Origin of the sequence: Pseudothioclava arenosa (assembly GCF_002358085.1) — a bacterium.
Taxonomy (GTDB): domain Bacteria; phylum Pseudomonadota; class Alphaproteobacteria; order Rhodobacterales; family Rhodobacteraceae; genus Pseudothioclava; species Pseudothioclava arenosa.
The window spans coordinates 102,197-115,567 of record NZ_NTJD01000003.1 but is presented as its reverse complement, the minus strand read 5'-3'; the positions used below and the strand labels follow the sequence as shown (position 1 = coordinate 115,567).

Annotated in this window: 17 protein-coding genes; 3 read left to right on the top strand and 14 right to left on the bottom strand. The window is 64.6% G+C overall.

The window, feature by feature from the left end:
• Positions 1–60: 60 nt before the first annotated feature.
• The 4 genes from urtA to CLN94_RS04800 all read right to left on the bottom strand — a co-directional run bounded on the left by urtA (position 61) and on the right by CLN94_RS04800 (position 3,491).
• Positions 61–1,341, bottom strand: a complete 1,281-nt coding sequence (gene urtA / locus CLN94_RS04815) for an urea ABC transporter substrate-binding protein (RefSeq protein WP_096431726.1) — start codon at positions 1,339–1,341, stop codon at positions 61–63.
• A gap of 288 nt (positions 1,342–1,629) precedes the next feature.
• The gene (ureG, locus tag CLN94_RS04810; protein WP_096431724.1) at positions 1,630–2,271 is read right to left on the bottom strand and encodes an urease accessory protein UreG; all 642 of its coding nucleotides are present in this window, start codon (positions 2,269–2,271) and stop codon (positions 1,630–1,632) included.
• 55 nt (positions 2,272–2,326) lie between these two features.
• Positions 2,327–2,974 carry an urease accessory protein UreF gene (locus CLN94_RS04805; protein WP_096431722.1) on the bottom strand — a complete coding sequence of 216 codons (648 nt, stop codon included), beginning with the start codon at positions 2,972–2,974 and terminating at the stop codon, positions 2,327–2,329.
• Entirely contained in the window at positions 2,967–3,491 is a 525-nt protein-coding gene (locus CLN94_RS04800; protein ID WP_096431720.1) for an urease accessory protein UreE, read from the bottom strand. Before CLN94_RS04800 ends, CLN94_RS04805 begins: the two co-directional genes overlap by 8 nt.
• A 72-nt stretch (positions 3,492–3,563) precedes the next feature.
• Between CLN94_RS04800 and CLN94_RS04795 the strand changes: the two genes are divergently transcribed.
• On the top strand, positions 3,564–3,926 hold the full coding sequence (locus tag CLN94_RS04795; RefSeq protein WP_096431718.1) for a hypothetical protein: 363 nt from the start codon (positions 3,564–3,566) through the stop codon (positions 3,924–3,926).
• A 4-nt stretch (positions 3,927–3,930) separates the two neighbouring features.
• On the opposite strand, the gene ureC is transcribed toward CLN94_RS04795, so the two are convergent.
• From ureC to CLN94_RS04760, 7 genes are all read right to left on the bottom strand, one after another.
• A complete protein-coding gene (gene ureC / locus CLN94_RS04790; RefSeq protein WP_096431716.1) occupies positions 3,931–5,637 on the bottom strand; it encodes an urease subunit alpha in 1,707 nt (568 codons plus the stop codon).
• Positions 5,637–5,942, bottom strand: a complete 306-nt coding sequence (locus CLN94_RS04785; protein ID WP_096431714.1) for an urease subunit beta — start codon at positions 5,940–5,942, stop codon at positions 5,637–5,639. The genes ureC and CLN94_RS04785 overlap by 1 nt, the downstream gene beginning before the upstream one ends.
• Complete coding sequence (locus CLN94_RS04780; protein ID WP_096431712.1) at positions 5,939–6,148, bottom strand: hypothetical protein; 210 nt, start codon at positions 6,146–6,148, stop codon at positions 5,939–5,941. The genes CLN94_RS04785 and CLN94_RS04780 overlap by 4 nt, the downstream gene beginning before the upstream one ends.
• Before the next feature lie 11 nt (positions 6,149–6,159).
• Entirely contained in the window at positions 6,160–6,462 is a 303-nt protein-coding gene (locus CLN94_RS04775; protein WP_096431710.1) for an urease subunit gamma, read from the bottom strand.
• Between the two features lie 9 nt (positions 6,463–6,471).
• Positions 6,472–7,308 carry an urease accessory protein UreD gene (locus CLN94_RS04770; RefSeq protein WP_096431708.1) on the bottom strand — a complete coding sequence of 279 codons (837 nt, stop codon included), beginning with the start codon at positions 7,306–7,308 and terminating at the stop codon, positions 6,472–6,474.
• A 140-nt stretch (positions 7,309–7,448) separates the two neighbouring features.
• The gene (locus CLN94_RS04765; protein ID WP_096431706.1) at positions 7,449–7,907 is read right to left on the bottom strand and encodes an Lrp/AsnC family transcriptional regulator; all 459 of its coding nucleotides are present in this window, start codon (positions 7,905–7,907) and stop codon (positions 7,449–7,451) included.
• Positions 7,904–8,362 carry an Lrp/AsnC family transcriptional regulator gene (locus CLN94_RS04760; protein WP_096431704.1) on the bottom strand — a complete coding sequence of 153 codons (459 nt, stop codon included), beginning with the start codon at positions 8,360–8,362 and terminating at the stop codon, positions 7,904–7,906. The genes CLN94_RS04765 and CLN94_RS04760 overlap by 4 nt, the downstream gene beginning before the upstream one ends.
• Positions 8,363–8,486: 124 nt before the next feature.
• On the opposite strand from CLN94_RS04760, the gene ilvC reads away from it, so the two are divergent.
• Together ilvC and CLN94_RS04750 are read left to right on the top strand one after the other, a co-directional pair.
• A complete protein-coding gene (gene ilvC, locus CLN94_RS04755; RefSeq protein ID WP_096431702.1) occupies positions 8,487–9,509 on the top strand; it encodes a ketol-acid reductoisomerase in 1,023 nt (340 codons plus the stop codon).
• Positions 9,510–9,589: 80 nt separating this feature from the next.
• On the top strand, positions 9,590–9,985 hold the full coding sequence (locus CLN94_RS04750; RefSeq protein ID WP_096431700.1) for a hypothetical protein: 396 nt from the start codon (positions 9,590–9,592) through the stop codon (positions 9,983–9,985).
• Between the two features lie 3 nt (positions 9,986–9,988).
• Here CLN94_RS04750 and glmM read toward each other — a convergent pair whose 3' ends face one another.
• The 3 genes from glmM to CLN94_RS04735 are packed head-to-tail and all read right to left on the bottom strand — an operon-like array spanning position 9,989 to position 13,322.
• Entirely contained in the window at positions 9,989–11,335 is a 1,347-nt protein-coding gene (gene glmM, locus CLN94_RS04745) for a phosphoglucosamine mutase (RefSeq protein ID WP_096431698.1), read from the bottom strand.
• A complete protein-coding gene (folP, locus tag CLN94_RS04740) occupies positions 11,332–12,363 on the bottom strand; it encodes a dihydropteroate synthase (RefSeq protein WP_096431696.1) in 1,032 nt (343 codons plus the stop codon). The genes glmM and folP overlap by 4 nt, the downstream gene beginning before the upstream one ends.
• 38 nt (positions 12,364–12,401) lie before the next feature.
• The gene (locus CLN94_RS04735; protein ID WP_096432201.1) at positions 12,402–13,322 is read right to left on the bottom strand and encodes a dihydroneopterin aldolase; all 921 of its coding nucleotides are present in this window, start codon (positions 13,320–13,322) and stop codon (positions 12,402–12,404) included.
• Positions 13,323–13,371 lie beyond the last annotated feature (49 nt).

Genomic DNA, 13,371 nt, shown 5'->3' with positions numbered 1-13,371 from the left:
ACCGGCTCCTTGTTCGGCAGGGAGGGCGGCGCACCGCCCTCCCCGAGCTTCAGAGGGAAATCAGTAGTTCGACTTGAGCTGCACGCAGGTCTTGGTCTCGGTGTTGTACATCCCGCATTTCAGGTCTTTCCAATCCGATTCCAGCACCGCCGATTCCGGCAGGAAGTCGGTCCAGGCGTCGCCCGGCACCGGGTCGGTCTGCGAGATGATGTCGAACTGGCCATCGGCCTGAATTTCGCCGATCAGCACCGGCTTGGTCAGGTGGTGGTTCGGCAGCATGGTGGCCATCGAGCCGGTCAGGTTCGGGAATTCCTGGCCGATCATCGCGGCTTCCACCGCGTCGGTTTCGGTGCTGCCCGCCGCTTCGACCGCATTCACCCACATGTTGAAGCCGATATAGGTCGCTTCCATCGGGTCGTTGGTCACGCGGTTGTCGCCCATCGTGGCTTTCCACGCAGCGACGAACTCTTCGTTGGCGGGGCTTTCCGCCGACTGGAAGTAGTTCCACGCGGCGAGGTGGCCGACGAGGTTGGTGGTGTCGAGACCCGAGAGTTCCTCTTCGCCGACCGAGAAGGCCACGACCGGGATATCGTCGGCCGAGATACCGGCAGCGGCGAGTTCTTTGTAGAAGCCGATGTTGGCGTCGCCGTTGATCGTCGAGATCACGCCGACTTTCTTGCCGTCAGCGCCCAGCGCCTTGACGTCAGCCACGATCTTCGACCAGTCCGAATGGCCAAACGGCGTGTAGTTCACAAAGATATCCTCGGCAGCGATGCCCTTGCCCTTCAGATAGGCCTCGAGGATGTTGTTCGTAGTGCGCGGATAGACGTAGTCGGTGCCCAAGAGCGCGAATTTCTCGACGCCGAGCTCTTCGAGGAAATAGTCGACGGCCGGGATCGCCTGCTGGTTCGGCGCGGCGCCGGTGTAGAACACGTTCTTCGAGCTTTCTTCGCCCTCATACTGCACCGGGTAGAACAGCAGGCCGTTCAGTTCTTCGATCACCGGCAGAACCGATTTACGCGACACCGAGGTCCAGCAGCCAAAAATCACGTCAACATCGTTCACGGTGATCAGCTCACGGGCCTTTTCGGCGAACAGCGGCCAGTCCGAGGCCGGGTCGACCACGACCGCCTCAAGCTGCTTGCCCATCACGCCGCCCTTCTTGTTCTGCTCGTCAATGAGCATCAGAACGGTGTCCTTCAGCGTGGTTTCCGAAATCGCCATCGTGCCTGAGAGCGAGTGCAGAACGCCGACCTTGATCGTGTCGCCTTCGGCCAGAGCGCCCGAGGCGATCAGCGAGGCAAGCGATGCGCCGAGCAGCAGGCTTTTGGTGAATTTCATGTTTCGTCCCTCGTTTCATTGGGCCGCACGAAGCCGGTCGCCAAAAGCGGCGTTCCGGGGCGGCTCCCTGTTGATGGATGCCTTGGCCGTCGGAGTTTCGGGCGCCTCCGGCCTCGGGTTATGGTTCCGGCACGGCTCCTTCCCGCGCCGAAATGAGGAAACCGCGCTGCACCGCGGCACTCAACGAAAAGCCCCCGCCGCGAAGGGCGGGGGCGATATCTGCCTAAATAATTTGCACAAACTGCGCCTAAAACGCGAGCATCGCGGCAAAAGGAGGCGGCAATTTGCTCAGAAAACCGCCGCGCCCTCTTGTCGCAGCGTCAACTCAAGGCCGCCGTCCCGTTCGAGGAAGTCGATAATTTCGCTGATTCCGCGCCCGTGACGCAGCTCGGCCATGACATAGGGGCGCGCGCCCCGCGCCGCCTGGGTGTCCGATTCCAGCAAATCGCGATCCACCCCCACATAGGGCGCGAGGTCGGTCTTGTTGACCACCAGCAGGTCCGAGCGCGTCACCCCCGGCCCCTTCTTGCGCGGAATATCCTGCCCCGCCGCCGTGTCGATCACATAGATCGTCAGGTCGGCCAGTTCGGGGCTGAAGGTCGCAGCCAGATTATCGCCGCCGGATTCGATCAGCACCAGATCCAGATCCGGGAACTGCGCATTCAGATCCGCGATGGCCGCGAGGTTGATCGAGGCATCCTCGCGGATCGCGGTATGCGGGCAGCCGCCGGTCTCAACACCCCGGATCCGCTCGGCCGGCAGCACCTGCGCGCGCATCAGCGCTTCGGCATCCTCGCGGGTGTAGATGTCATTCGTCACCACCGCCATCGAGCAGCGGCTGGCCAGCGCCCGCGCCAGTTGCTCGGTCAGCGTAGTCTTGCCCACGCCCACCGGCCCACCGATCCCCACACGCAAAGGTCCGTTACTCATCGTCTTTCTCCTCGAACTCGTCCTGCGCCGCATGCGGCCCGTTGATCGCCGCGGCTCATGTCTTGAAAATCCTCACGTCCAGCGTCTCATGCGCCATCGCCTGCATCTCGGCGCGGAAGGCTGAAGAGGCCAGATCCCCGCGCCCGGCCGAAGCGGCGCGCGCAGCGATCCCCGCGATCCGCAGGTGCTGTTCTGCCAGAACGCGCTGACCTGCCGATTGTCCCAAAGGTATAAATCTGACCCCGGCAGAGACAAGATTAGAGGCAAAGGAATGCAGGAAAACTGCAATTATCCGCTCGACAGGCAAACCCAGCTCCCGCCCAGAACGGGCCAGCGCGACAGGCAAGGGCTCGGACGCCGCAGCCTTCCGCCCCGTCATCTCCGCCAGAGCCCGACCAAAGGCCGAGCCTTGCTCGGTCGTTTCGCGCAGCCGCTCGGCCGAGCCCGCCAGCGCCCGTGCCAGATCGGCCAACGCGTCCAGCGGCTCGCCCCGCAACCCACAGGCCAGCAGCACCGCGTCATTCCAGCCCGCCCCATAGTCAAGAATATCCGCGAGCCAGGCGGCAAACCCCTCTTCGTCGCGCACATCCCCCGAGGCAATCGCCTGCTCAAGCCCGTGGCTATAGGCGAATGCCCCCGTCGGAAACGCGGGCGAGAGCCATTGCACCAGCCGCAACAGCGCGAGGTCGTCCGCCTCAGCCATGGGAATGGTCGTGATGGTGGTGGTGCCCGTGATCATGCGTATGATCATGGCCATGCCCATGGCTGTGGCCGTGGTCATGGCCCATCGTCCGGCCCATGCCATAGGCGCCGCTTTCGGGCTGGAACGGCTCGATCGAGGGGGAAACCTCGGCGCCCAGACCTTTCAGCATGGCCTCCAGCACGTGATCGGCCCGGATCACCAGCCGCCCGGCCTCGATCTGACAAGGCGTATGGCGGTTGCCGATATGCCACGCCAGCCGCGCCAGGTCGCCCTTGACGACCAGCACCGGCTCAAGCGCCGGGCGCACTTCGATAAACCGTCCGTCTTCGAGCACGAAAGCCTCGCCCCCCAGAAGGTTCGTCACCTCGGGCAGGTCCACCAGAAACCCTGCCCCCGAGGCCGCCACCAGCCGCTTGCGCCGCAGGAAACGCGCCTCGTAATCCAGCGCCACGTGGTCGACCGGAGCCATCCAGCCGCCCTTGGGCGCCACCGACACGGCCTTGGGATAATCGCTCATAACTCTTGCCTCTTAGTCCGATCTTAAGACTGCGCGACGATCCTGCATCGGATCCAGAAAGGAATCGCCGCGATGTTGCATCCCCTCAGCCCCGCCGACGAGCTGGCCGATATCCGCGCCGAAATCGCCCGCCTGAAGCGCCGCGAGGCCGTGCTGCGCATGGCCTATCTGACCGACGCCGCCATGCCGCGCCGCGGGCGCTGGCACAAGATCGAACTCGTCACCCAGCGCCACACCGTTTTCGAGCCGCGGCTCCTGCCGCCGGAGATCCGGAACGACCCGGCCTATCAGCGCGAGCGGGTGATGCGCGTGTTGCGCCCCAGCCGACTGGCCGCCAACGCGGCCTTCCCGCCGCTTGAGCCCGCACCCGACCCTTTGGCCGGACTGCGCCCGAAACCGCGCAGACGCCTGCTGACCAACCCCGCCCTGCACTGATCTCTCAGAACAGGAAATAGCGCTGCGCCAGCGGCAAGGATTTCGCCGGCTCGCAGGTCAGCAACTCGCCATCGGCGCGCACCTCGTAGGTCTCGGGATGCACGTCGATCTTGGGCGTCGCCGCATTCAGCACCATATCGGCCTTGCCGATCCCGCGGGTGTTGCGCACCGCGATCAGCTCTTTCTCAAGGCCAAGCTTGCCACCCACCCCCTCGGACAGCGCCGCCGCCGAGACAAACGTCGCCGCCGAAGCCGTCAGCGATTTGCCAAACGCCGCGAACATGTTGCGCGTGTAGAAGGGCTGCGCCGGGATCGAGCCGTTCGGGTCGCCCATCTGCGCCGAGACGATCGAACCGCCGATCAGCACCATCTCGGGTTTCGCCCCGAAGAACGCCGGGTTCCACAGCACGAGATCGGCGCGTTTACCCACCTCGACCGAGCCGATATGCTCGGAAATCCCATGCGCGATCGCGGGGTTGATCGTGTATTTCGCGATATAGCGGCGCACGCGGAAATTGTCATTCGCCCCGGCTTCCTCGGGCAGGCGCCCGCGCCCCTTGCGCATCTTGTCGGCGGTCTGCCAGCAACGAATGATGACCTCGCCCACGCGCCCCATCGCCTGACTGTCGGACGAGATGATCGACATCGCACCGATGTCATGCAGGATGTCCTCGGCGGCGATGGTCTCCTTGCGGATCCGGCTTTCGGCGAAGGCCACATCCTCGGGCACCTTGTTGTCGAGGTGGTGACAGACCATCAGCATGTCGAGATGCTCCTCGACCGTGTTCGCGGTATAGGGCCGCGTCGGGTTGGTCGAGGACGGGATCACGTTCGGCGCGCCCACGACCTTGAGGATGTCCGGCGCATGCCCGCCGCCCGCGCCCTCGGTGTGGAAAGCGTGGATCGTGCGCCCCTTGATCGCGGCCAGCGTGTTTTCAACGAAGCCGGATTCATTCAGCGTGTCGGTGTGGATCATCACCTGCACGTCGAGATCATCGGCCACCGACAGGCAGCAGTCGATTGCGGCGGGCGTGGTGCCCCAGTCCTCGTGCAGCTTCAGCGCGCAGGCGCCCGCCTTGACCATTTCCTCAAGCGCGCCGGGCAGGCTCGCATTACCCTTGCCCGAAAGCGCGAGGTTCATCGGGAAGGCCTCAAACGACTGTAGCATCCGCCCGATATGCCAGGGCCCCGGCGTGCAGGTCGTGGCCAGCGTGCCATGCGCAGGGCCGGTGCCGCCGCCCAGCATCGTGGTGATGCCGGAGGCCAGCGCATCTTCGATCTGCTGCGGGCAAATGAAATGGATATGCGCGTCCATCCCGCCCGCAGTCAGGATTTTTCCTTCGCCGGCAATGGCTTCGGTGCCCGGCCCGATGACGATGTCGACGCCCGGCTGGGTGTCGGGGTTACCCGCCTTACCGATCGCCGCGATCCGCCCGCCGCGCAAGCCCACATCGGCCTTGTAGATGCCGGTGTGATCGACGATCAGCGCATTGGTGATGACCGTATCCACCGCCCCCTCGGCGCGCGAGCGTTGCGACTGGCCCATACCGTCGCGGATCACCTTGCCGCCGCCGAATTTCACCTCTTCGCCATAGGTGGTCAGGTCGCGTTCAACCTCAATGATGAGGTCGGTATCCGCCAGCCGCAGCTTGTCGCCCGTAGTCGGGCCGAACATGTCGGCATAGGTCGCCCGAGAAATCGTGGCCGGCATCAGAGATCCCCCATAACCTTTTGATTAAAAACGAAAACCCTGCGCGCGCCCAGATAGGGCACCAGCCGCACCTCGCGCGTCTGGCCGGGCTCGAAGCGCACCGCCGTGCCCGCCGCGATATCGAGGCGCATGCCCCGCGCGGCCTCGCGATCAAAGCTGAGACCGGGGTTGGTTTCGGCGAAATGATAGTGGCTGCCGACCTGCACAGGCCGGTCGCCCGTGTTCGAGACCATCAGCGTGATCGCCTCCGAGCCCGCATTCAGCACGATCTCCCCCTCGGCGGGAAACACCTCGCCCGGGATCATTTGCGGGTGCTCCGCTCGCGTTCGGCGCGCGCCTCGCGCCACAGGATCCGCGCCACGACGCCAACGCCGACAATCGCGGCAAGGGTCAGGCCGATGTGGAAGGGCGAGGCCATCATGTGCTCGGCGCTCAGCGCCTCATGGCTGTGGTCGGCATGGGCCAGCGCGGCCGAGGGCAGGAACGCGGCGAACAGGGCAAGTTTCTTCATCGGATGCTCCTTCAGCGGATCGGGTGATGGACGGTTACGAGCTTGGTGCCGTCGGGAAAGGTGGCTTCGACCTGGATAGAATGGATCATCTCGGGGATGCCTTCCATGCATTGCGTGGCAGTGATGACATGGGCACCCGCCTCCATCAGGTCGGCGACCGAGCGGCCCTCGCGCGCGCCCTCGACGACGAAATCACTGATGATGGCGATCGCCTCGGGGTGGTTGAGCTTGACGCCGCGCGCGAGACGGTTGCGCGCGACCATCGCCGCCAGCGAAATCAAGAGCTTGTCTTTTTCACGCGGGGTCAGGTTCATCTTGTCCTCTTAAAGTTGCCAGACGCGCGGCGGGGGTGCACCCCGGCGCAGCACGTCCATGAGTTTCAGGATCTGGCGGCGCAGCGGCCAGCCATCCGCCGCCAAAAGCCGCAGCACCAGTTTGCCGTCGAAGGCCGAAGCCGCGCCCTCGACGCCCGCTTCGCCCAACGCCCGGCGCGCGGGTTCAAGCGCGTCCTCGGCCCCCGGCGCGATCAAGGCAAGGGTCGCGAAGGCGCGCGCCCCGGACAGGAGCGCCGGATTGCCTCGTCGCTGCAAAATGTCGGAATTCAGCATGAGAGGCTCGATAAACACGGGTTTTTGGGCCCGATAAACCTCTCGTATGTCGGAAAACTGTAATGTCTCGACCTGCTCGCCCATCGCCGCACGGCCCAGAACCACCGCTTCGAGCAGCAAGCAGCCCGCATCGGGCGCAAGATCGATGCGGGTCTGGCGGCGCAAGTTCGCCCGGTCGAACAGGATCGTCTCCTGTGGCAACCAGTCCAGCCATCCGCCCGGCCCGACCCGGTGAGCCACGCGCACATCAGCAGGCCCCGCCTCGGCACGATAAGCGCGCTCGGCCGCTTGCGTAGTCGCAACGACCCGCGCACCGCCCTCAATATCGATCGCATAAGAAAGCGTATCGCCCGAGGTCAATCCGCCCGACGTATTCAGAAACACCACCTCAGGCACGCCACGCACGCGCGGCAGCAGGGCCTTGGCCGAACCGCGCTGGCGCAGGCCAGTCAGCCGTGCCCCCGCCTCAGCCTGCGCGAAGGCGACCGCCGCCTCGCCATGGCTGCGCTGCATAGAAATCTGGCCGGGCAATTGACTGGGCGCGTCGAACATCTTTACCTCCGCGAATGATCAGAGGCGCAGCTGTCAGGTTGGTCCATGAGTCGCCCACGATTTGGGCGAACAAGCCGAACGGGCGGGCACGCGCCGCCCGCGATTAGGGCAGCGCGCCCACAAAATGGGCAAAGTGAAAACTAGCCCAGCGGTCCGGGGCGACGCTCTTCCGAAAGGAGGACATTGGCCTCAACCTGCCCCACTCCGGGCAGGGTCATGACCCGGCGCCGAAGCACCCGCTCAAAATCCGCAATATCCCGCGCGGTCACCCGCAGCCGGTAGTCGAAGCGGCCGAGCACGTGCTGCACCACCTGTACTTCGGGGATAGCAGTCACGGCGCGCTCGAAATCTTCGAGGCTGACGCGCCCCCGTGTCGCCAGCTTGATGCCCAGGAAAACGGTGACGCCGAATCCAAGCGCTGCTTGGTCGAGATCGAGCCGCCGCCCCGCGATCACCCCCGCCTCTTCCAACCGCCGGATCCGCCGCCAGCAGGCTGGCTGCGACAGGCCAAGCGCCCGCCCCAAGGCGCCCGCGCTTTGCGAGGCATCCTCCACCAGCGCGCGCAGGATCGCGCGATCCAGATCATCGAGCGCAATCACAGCGGCAACTCCGCGCTCTCCTTGATCGTCGCGACCAGCATCAGCGCATCGAGATCGGCGATATGCGGCAGCGCGAGGATCCGCTCGCGGTAGATCTCCTGATAGTGCTGCATGTCGCGCGCGATCATATTCAGGCGCAGGTCGGTCTGCCCAAGGAATGTCTGGATTTCAATGACTTCCGGCACCTCGCGCGCGGCCGAGATGAACTCGTCGAAGGCGCGCGGATTGGTCTTGTCGAGGGTGAAACGCAGCGACACCTCGACCTCCCACCCCAGTGCGCGCCAGTCGATGCGCGCCTCCTCGCCACGCAGGATGCCGCGCTCCTTAAGCCGCTCCAGCCGCCGCCAGCAGGTGGCCACAGTCAGCCCCGCGCGCTCGGCCAGCTCGGCCGTCGGCAAGGCGGGGTCGGCCATCAGATGGCGCAAGAGTCGTCGGTCGGCATCATCAATCTGCATGAATTTTTCATAATATTACAATTTACGAATGACAATTCCGTATTTAATAAAAGATCCTCAATCATTGAACGGAACCTCCTCCGCCAGCGCCTATCTTGGCGTCAGAAACCAATGGAGGACCGCCATGCGCGTGTTTTACGATCGCGATTGCGATGTGAACCTGATCAAAGACAAAAAAGTCGCCATCCTGGGCTACGGCTCGCAGGGCCATGCCCACGCGCTGAACCTGCGCGACTCGGGCGCCAAGAACATCGTCGTCGCGCTGCGCGAAGGCTCGGCCTCGGCGAAGAAATGCGAAGCCGAAGGCCTGACCGTGATGGGCATCGCCGAAGCCGCCGCCTGGTGTGACGTGATCATGTTCACCATGCCCGACGAACTGCAGGCCGACACCTACAAGAAATATGTGCACGACAACCTGCGCGAAGGCGCGGCGATCGCCTTCGCCCACGGCCTGAACGTGCATTTCGGCCTGATCGAGCCGAAAGCCGGCGTCGACGTCATCATGATGGCGCCGAAAGGCCCGGGCCACACCGTGCGTGGCGAATACACCAAAGGCGGCGGCGTGCCCTGCCTCTTCGCCGTCCATCAGGACGCGACCGGCAAGGCGCAGGATATCGCGCTGTCCTACTGCTCGGCTATCGGCGGCGGCCGTTCGGGCATCATCGAAACCAACTTCCGTCAGGAATGCGAAACCGACCTGTTCGGCGAACAGGCCGTGCTCTGCGGCGGTCTGGTCGAGCTGATCCGCTGCGGCTTCGAGACCCTCGTGGAAGCTGGCTACGAGCCGGAAATGGCCTATTTCGAGTGCCTCCACGAAACCAAGCTGATCGTCGACCTGATCTACGAAGGCGGCATCGCGAACATGAACTACTCGATCTCGAACACCGCCGAATACGGCGAGTATGTCTCGGGCCCGCGCGTTCTGCCCTACGAAGAAACCAAGAAGCGCATGAAAGACGTGCTGACCGACATCCAGACCGGCAAGTTCGTGCGTGACTTCATGCAGGAAAACGCCGTCGGCCAGCCCTTCTTCAAGGCGACCCGTCGCATCAACGACGAGCATGAAATCGAGCAGGTCGGCGAGCGTCTGCGCGCCATGATGCCCTGGATCTCGAAAGGCAAGATGGTCGACAAGTCGCGCAACTAAGCTGCGGCCATTCGCATCAGGGGGGCGCCTTGCAGGGCGCCCCTTTTTCGTTCAGGGTCCCGCCAAACAGGAGCCGCGCCATGACCAATCCGACCGAAACCGAACTTGAGGAAATCGCCGAAACCCGCGCGCGGTATTTCTCCTTGCGCTGGTTCAAGGAGCTGCTCTCCGGTCAACTCGGGTTCGGGGATACGTTCTGGCTGGGCAACTACGGGGTGCAGCTCTTCACCGTGCCCGTGCTGATGCTCGTGGTCGGATTGATCGTGGCAAGCGCGCCGGGCGCCCTGAACGGGTTTTTGGGCGGCGTTTTTGCGGCCTCGGCGGTCTGGCAGGCACTTTTGTTGCTGGCGCTTTTCAAGGTCCGGGCACGCACATCGGCGCGCGGCGGCTGGGTGCTCGCCGGGCTGCTTCTGACCGCAGTAAGCTGCCTCATCGCCCTTCTGGGGGGCTACGCCTACCTGTTTGAAGCGCGCTGAGGTTCAGCCCGCCGCCGCCTCAACCGCCTCGACGATGCGCTCGACCGTGCGGGTCAGAAGTGCCTCATCCTCGCATTCCGCCATCACCCGGATCAGCGGTTCGGTCCCGGATTTCCGGATCAGGATTCGGCCCTTGCCAGCGATCTCGGCCTCCGAGACCTCAATCACTTTTCGAACATTTTCAGCGTCCAGGGGTGCTTGTCCTGCCTGATAGCGCACATTTTTCAACATCTGCGGCACGGTTTCGAATTGCCGCACCAGCTCCGAAGCCCGCTGGCCGGTCTCGGCCATGGCAGCCAGGAATTGCAGCCCCGCCATCAGCCCGTCGCCGGTGGTGGCAAAATCGGTCATCACGATATGGCCCGATTGCTCGCCGCCAAGGTTAAAGCCGCCCGCACGCATCCGTTCAACCACGTAACGGTCGCCAACGGCGGTGCGTTCCAGCCCCAGCCCGAGGCTGTCCATGAACCGCTCAAGACCGAGGTTCGACATCACCGTCGCAACCAGCGCCCCGCCGCGCAGCGTACCGGCTTCGGCCCAGCGGCGCGCGAACAGCGCCATGATCTGATCGCCATCGGCCACACGACCCGTTTCATCAACGATCATCACCCGATCGGCATCGCCATCGAGGCTGATCCCCAGATCGGCGCCATGCGCGACCACCGCCTCGGCGCAGGTCTGCGTATAGGTCGAGCCGCATTTCTCGTTGATATTCAATCCGTTCGGAGCCACACCGACCGGGATCACCTCACAGCCCAACTCCCAAAGAACCTCGGGTGCCGCCTTGTAGGCCGCGCCATTCGCGCAATCGACGACCACCTTCAGCCCCGAGAGCCGTCCGCGCGCCGGGAAGGTGGTTTTCGCGTATTCCACATAGCGCCCAAGGCCGTCGTCGATCCGCTTCGCACGCCCGATATTCATCGGCTGCGCGAGCTGGATTTCACCCGCGACAAGCGCCTCGATCTCCGCCTCGGCCTCGTCCGAGAGCTTGAAGCCATCGGGGCCGAAGAACTTGATTCCATTGTCTTTTGCCGGGTTGTGCGAGGCCGAGATCATGATCCCAAGATCGGCGCGCATCGAACGCGTCAGATAGCCCACCGCCGGCGTCGGCACCGGCCCGAGCAACAGCACGTTCATCCCGGTCGAGGTCAGCCCCGCGGTCAGCGCATTCTCGAACATATAGCCCGACAGCCGCGTGTCCTTGCCGATTACCACACGGTGGCGGGTGGAATGATCGCGGCGGAAATACCGCCCCGCAGCCGCGCCCAGACGCAGCGCCATTTCGGCGGTCATATTGCCGCTATTGGCCTCGCCACGCACCCCGTCGGTGCCGAAAAGCTTGCGCGTCATGCCTCGTCCCCCTCGCCGTAACCTATTGTCATCGCTTCCCAAAGCCGCAGCCCTTGGGCGATTTCCGCGACATCGTGCACGCGGTGGATCTGCGCCCCCTGCCCCAGTGCCGCAAGCGTCACCGCGAGCGTGCCCGGCGCGCGATTACGCGCCTCAGGGGCCTGACCGATTTCACCGATAAACCGCTTGCGCGACACCCCCAAAAGGATCGGGCAACCCAGCGTATGGAACAGGCTGAGCCCGGCCAACAGCGTCAGATTGTGCTCCAGCGTCTTGCCAAAGCCGATCCCCGGATCGACCACAATCTTGTCGCGCGAGATGCCATGCGCCTCGGCCAGCGCGATGCGCTCTTCGAGGTAATCATACACCTCCAGCAACACGTCTCCATAATTCGGGTCGTCCTGCATCGTCTCGGGCAGGCCCTGCGCATGCATCAGGCAGATCGGCAGGCCCGTGATCGCGGTCAGCTCGACCATCTCGGGGTCGAACTCCATCGCCGAGACGTCATTGAACATATCCGCGCCCGCCTCGACCGCCGCATCCGCGACCAGCGCCTTGCGCGTGTCGATCGAGATCGGCGCTTCGAAGCCCATGTCGCGCAGCGTCGCGATCACCGGAGCGGTGCGCTCAATCTCCTCATCGACGGGCACTTCCTGAGCACCGGGCCGGGTGGATTCGCCACCGATATCAAGGATCTCCGCGCCCGCCGTGATCAGCGCCTCGGCGCGTTCCAGCGCCAGTTCGGGGTCGTCGAAAAGACCGCCGTCGGAAAAGCTGTCGGGCGTAAGGTTGAGGATACCCATGATCCGCGGGCGCTCCATCCCGAGGCCTGCGACCGGCGCGCGGCGCGTGGTCAGCCGCTCCAGCACGTCTTCGGGCAGATGAGAGGCGGGCAGAACCTCGCGCGTGCCACCGCGCTCGATCCATTCGACCTCGTCAAACCAGCACCAGCCACCGGCAAGCGGCAGCGCGGCTTCGGAACGGGCGGTATCGGTGCGGGCGATCGGGCGATAGTAAACCTTGCTCATGGCTCCATTCACCCGATCGGGCGCGGCTTGGCAAGGGCTCAGAGCGGATACGCCTCGACCGGCACGCGGCTTCCTGCCGGAGCTGAAACATCGCCGTGAAGCTCCAGCCGTTGCGCCGCCAATTGCTCGGCCAGCCAGAGCGTCAGCGCCACGGCATCGCGTGCGGGCGCCTTCGGGCCGTCAACCGCATCGAGCACGATCTTGGACGGCGCCCAAACCACCATCTGCCCGTGTTTCATCGCCCAGTCGATCTCGGTGCGGCTCGCGACAACGACGCAGCGCGGATCGCGCGCGGCCAGAACCCAGGCGTTCTGCTCAATCGCGAGCAGGTTGATGCGCCGTTGCGTCGGCTTCTGCCCGGTCATCGGCACCGGCAGGTCGGGCATGCCGACCGCGAGGATCACCGGCGCGCCGCTGGCTTGCAGCGCATCGAGCCGCGCACCGAGGTCTTCGGCCAGGATCGCATCGTTCGACAGATAGGCCACAACCGGGTGCAACGCCTCTTCGGAGCCATCCTCGGCCAGCGCTTGCACTGGCACCGAGGCACGCGATCGCACGATCTCGACGCCAAGCGCGCCGGGGCCGCGGTCGAGCTTTTCGACCCGCACGAAAACGCGCATCGCCTGCGGCTCCAGCAACACGCGCTCGGCCACACGCTCGGCCAGCGTTTCCAGCAGGTTCAGCCGCTCCGCCGCCAGTTCAGCCGCGATCGCCTCGGTGATCCGGTCGTAGCTAAGGATCCGGTCCACGTCATCGTCAAGCGGCGCGGGCGCGGGCCGGACCTCGACCACCACGTTGAAGCGCAGGCGTTGCTGCTGGCCGCGCTCTTGTTGGAAAGCACCGATATCGGCTTCGACCACGTGATCGCGCAAACTGATCCGGTCGCGCGGGTCCGCCGGGGCGGATGCGAGCGCGCGCTCTTCGGGATGCGCGAAGGCAAGAGAAATATCGCTGGTCATGGCCTGTTCCGGGCTGTTTGGCGCGATCATAGAAAAAGGGCGGGCCTTG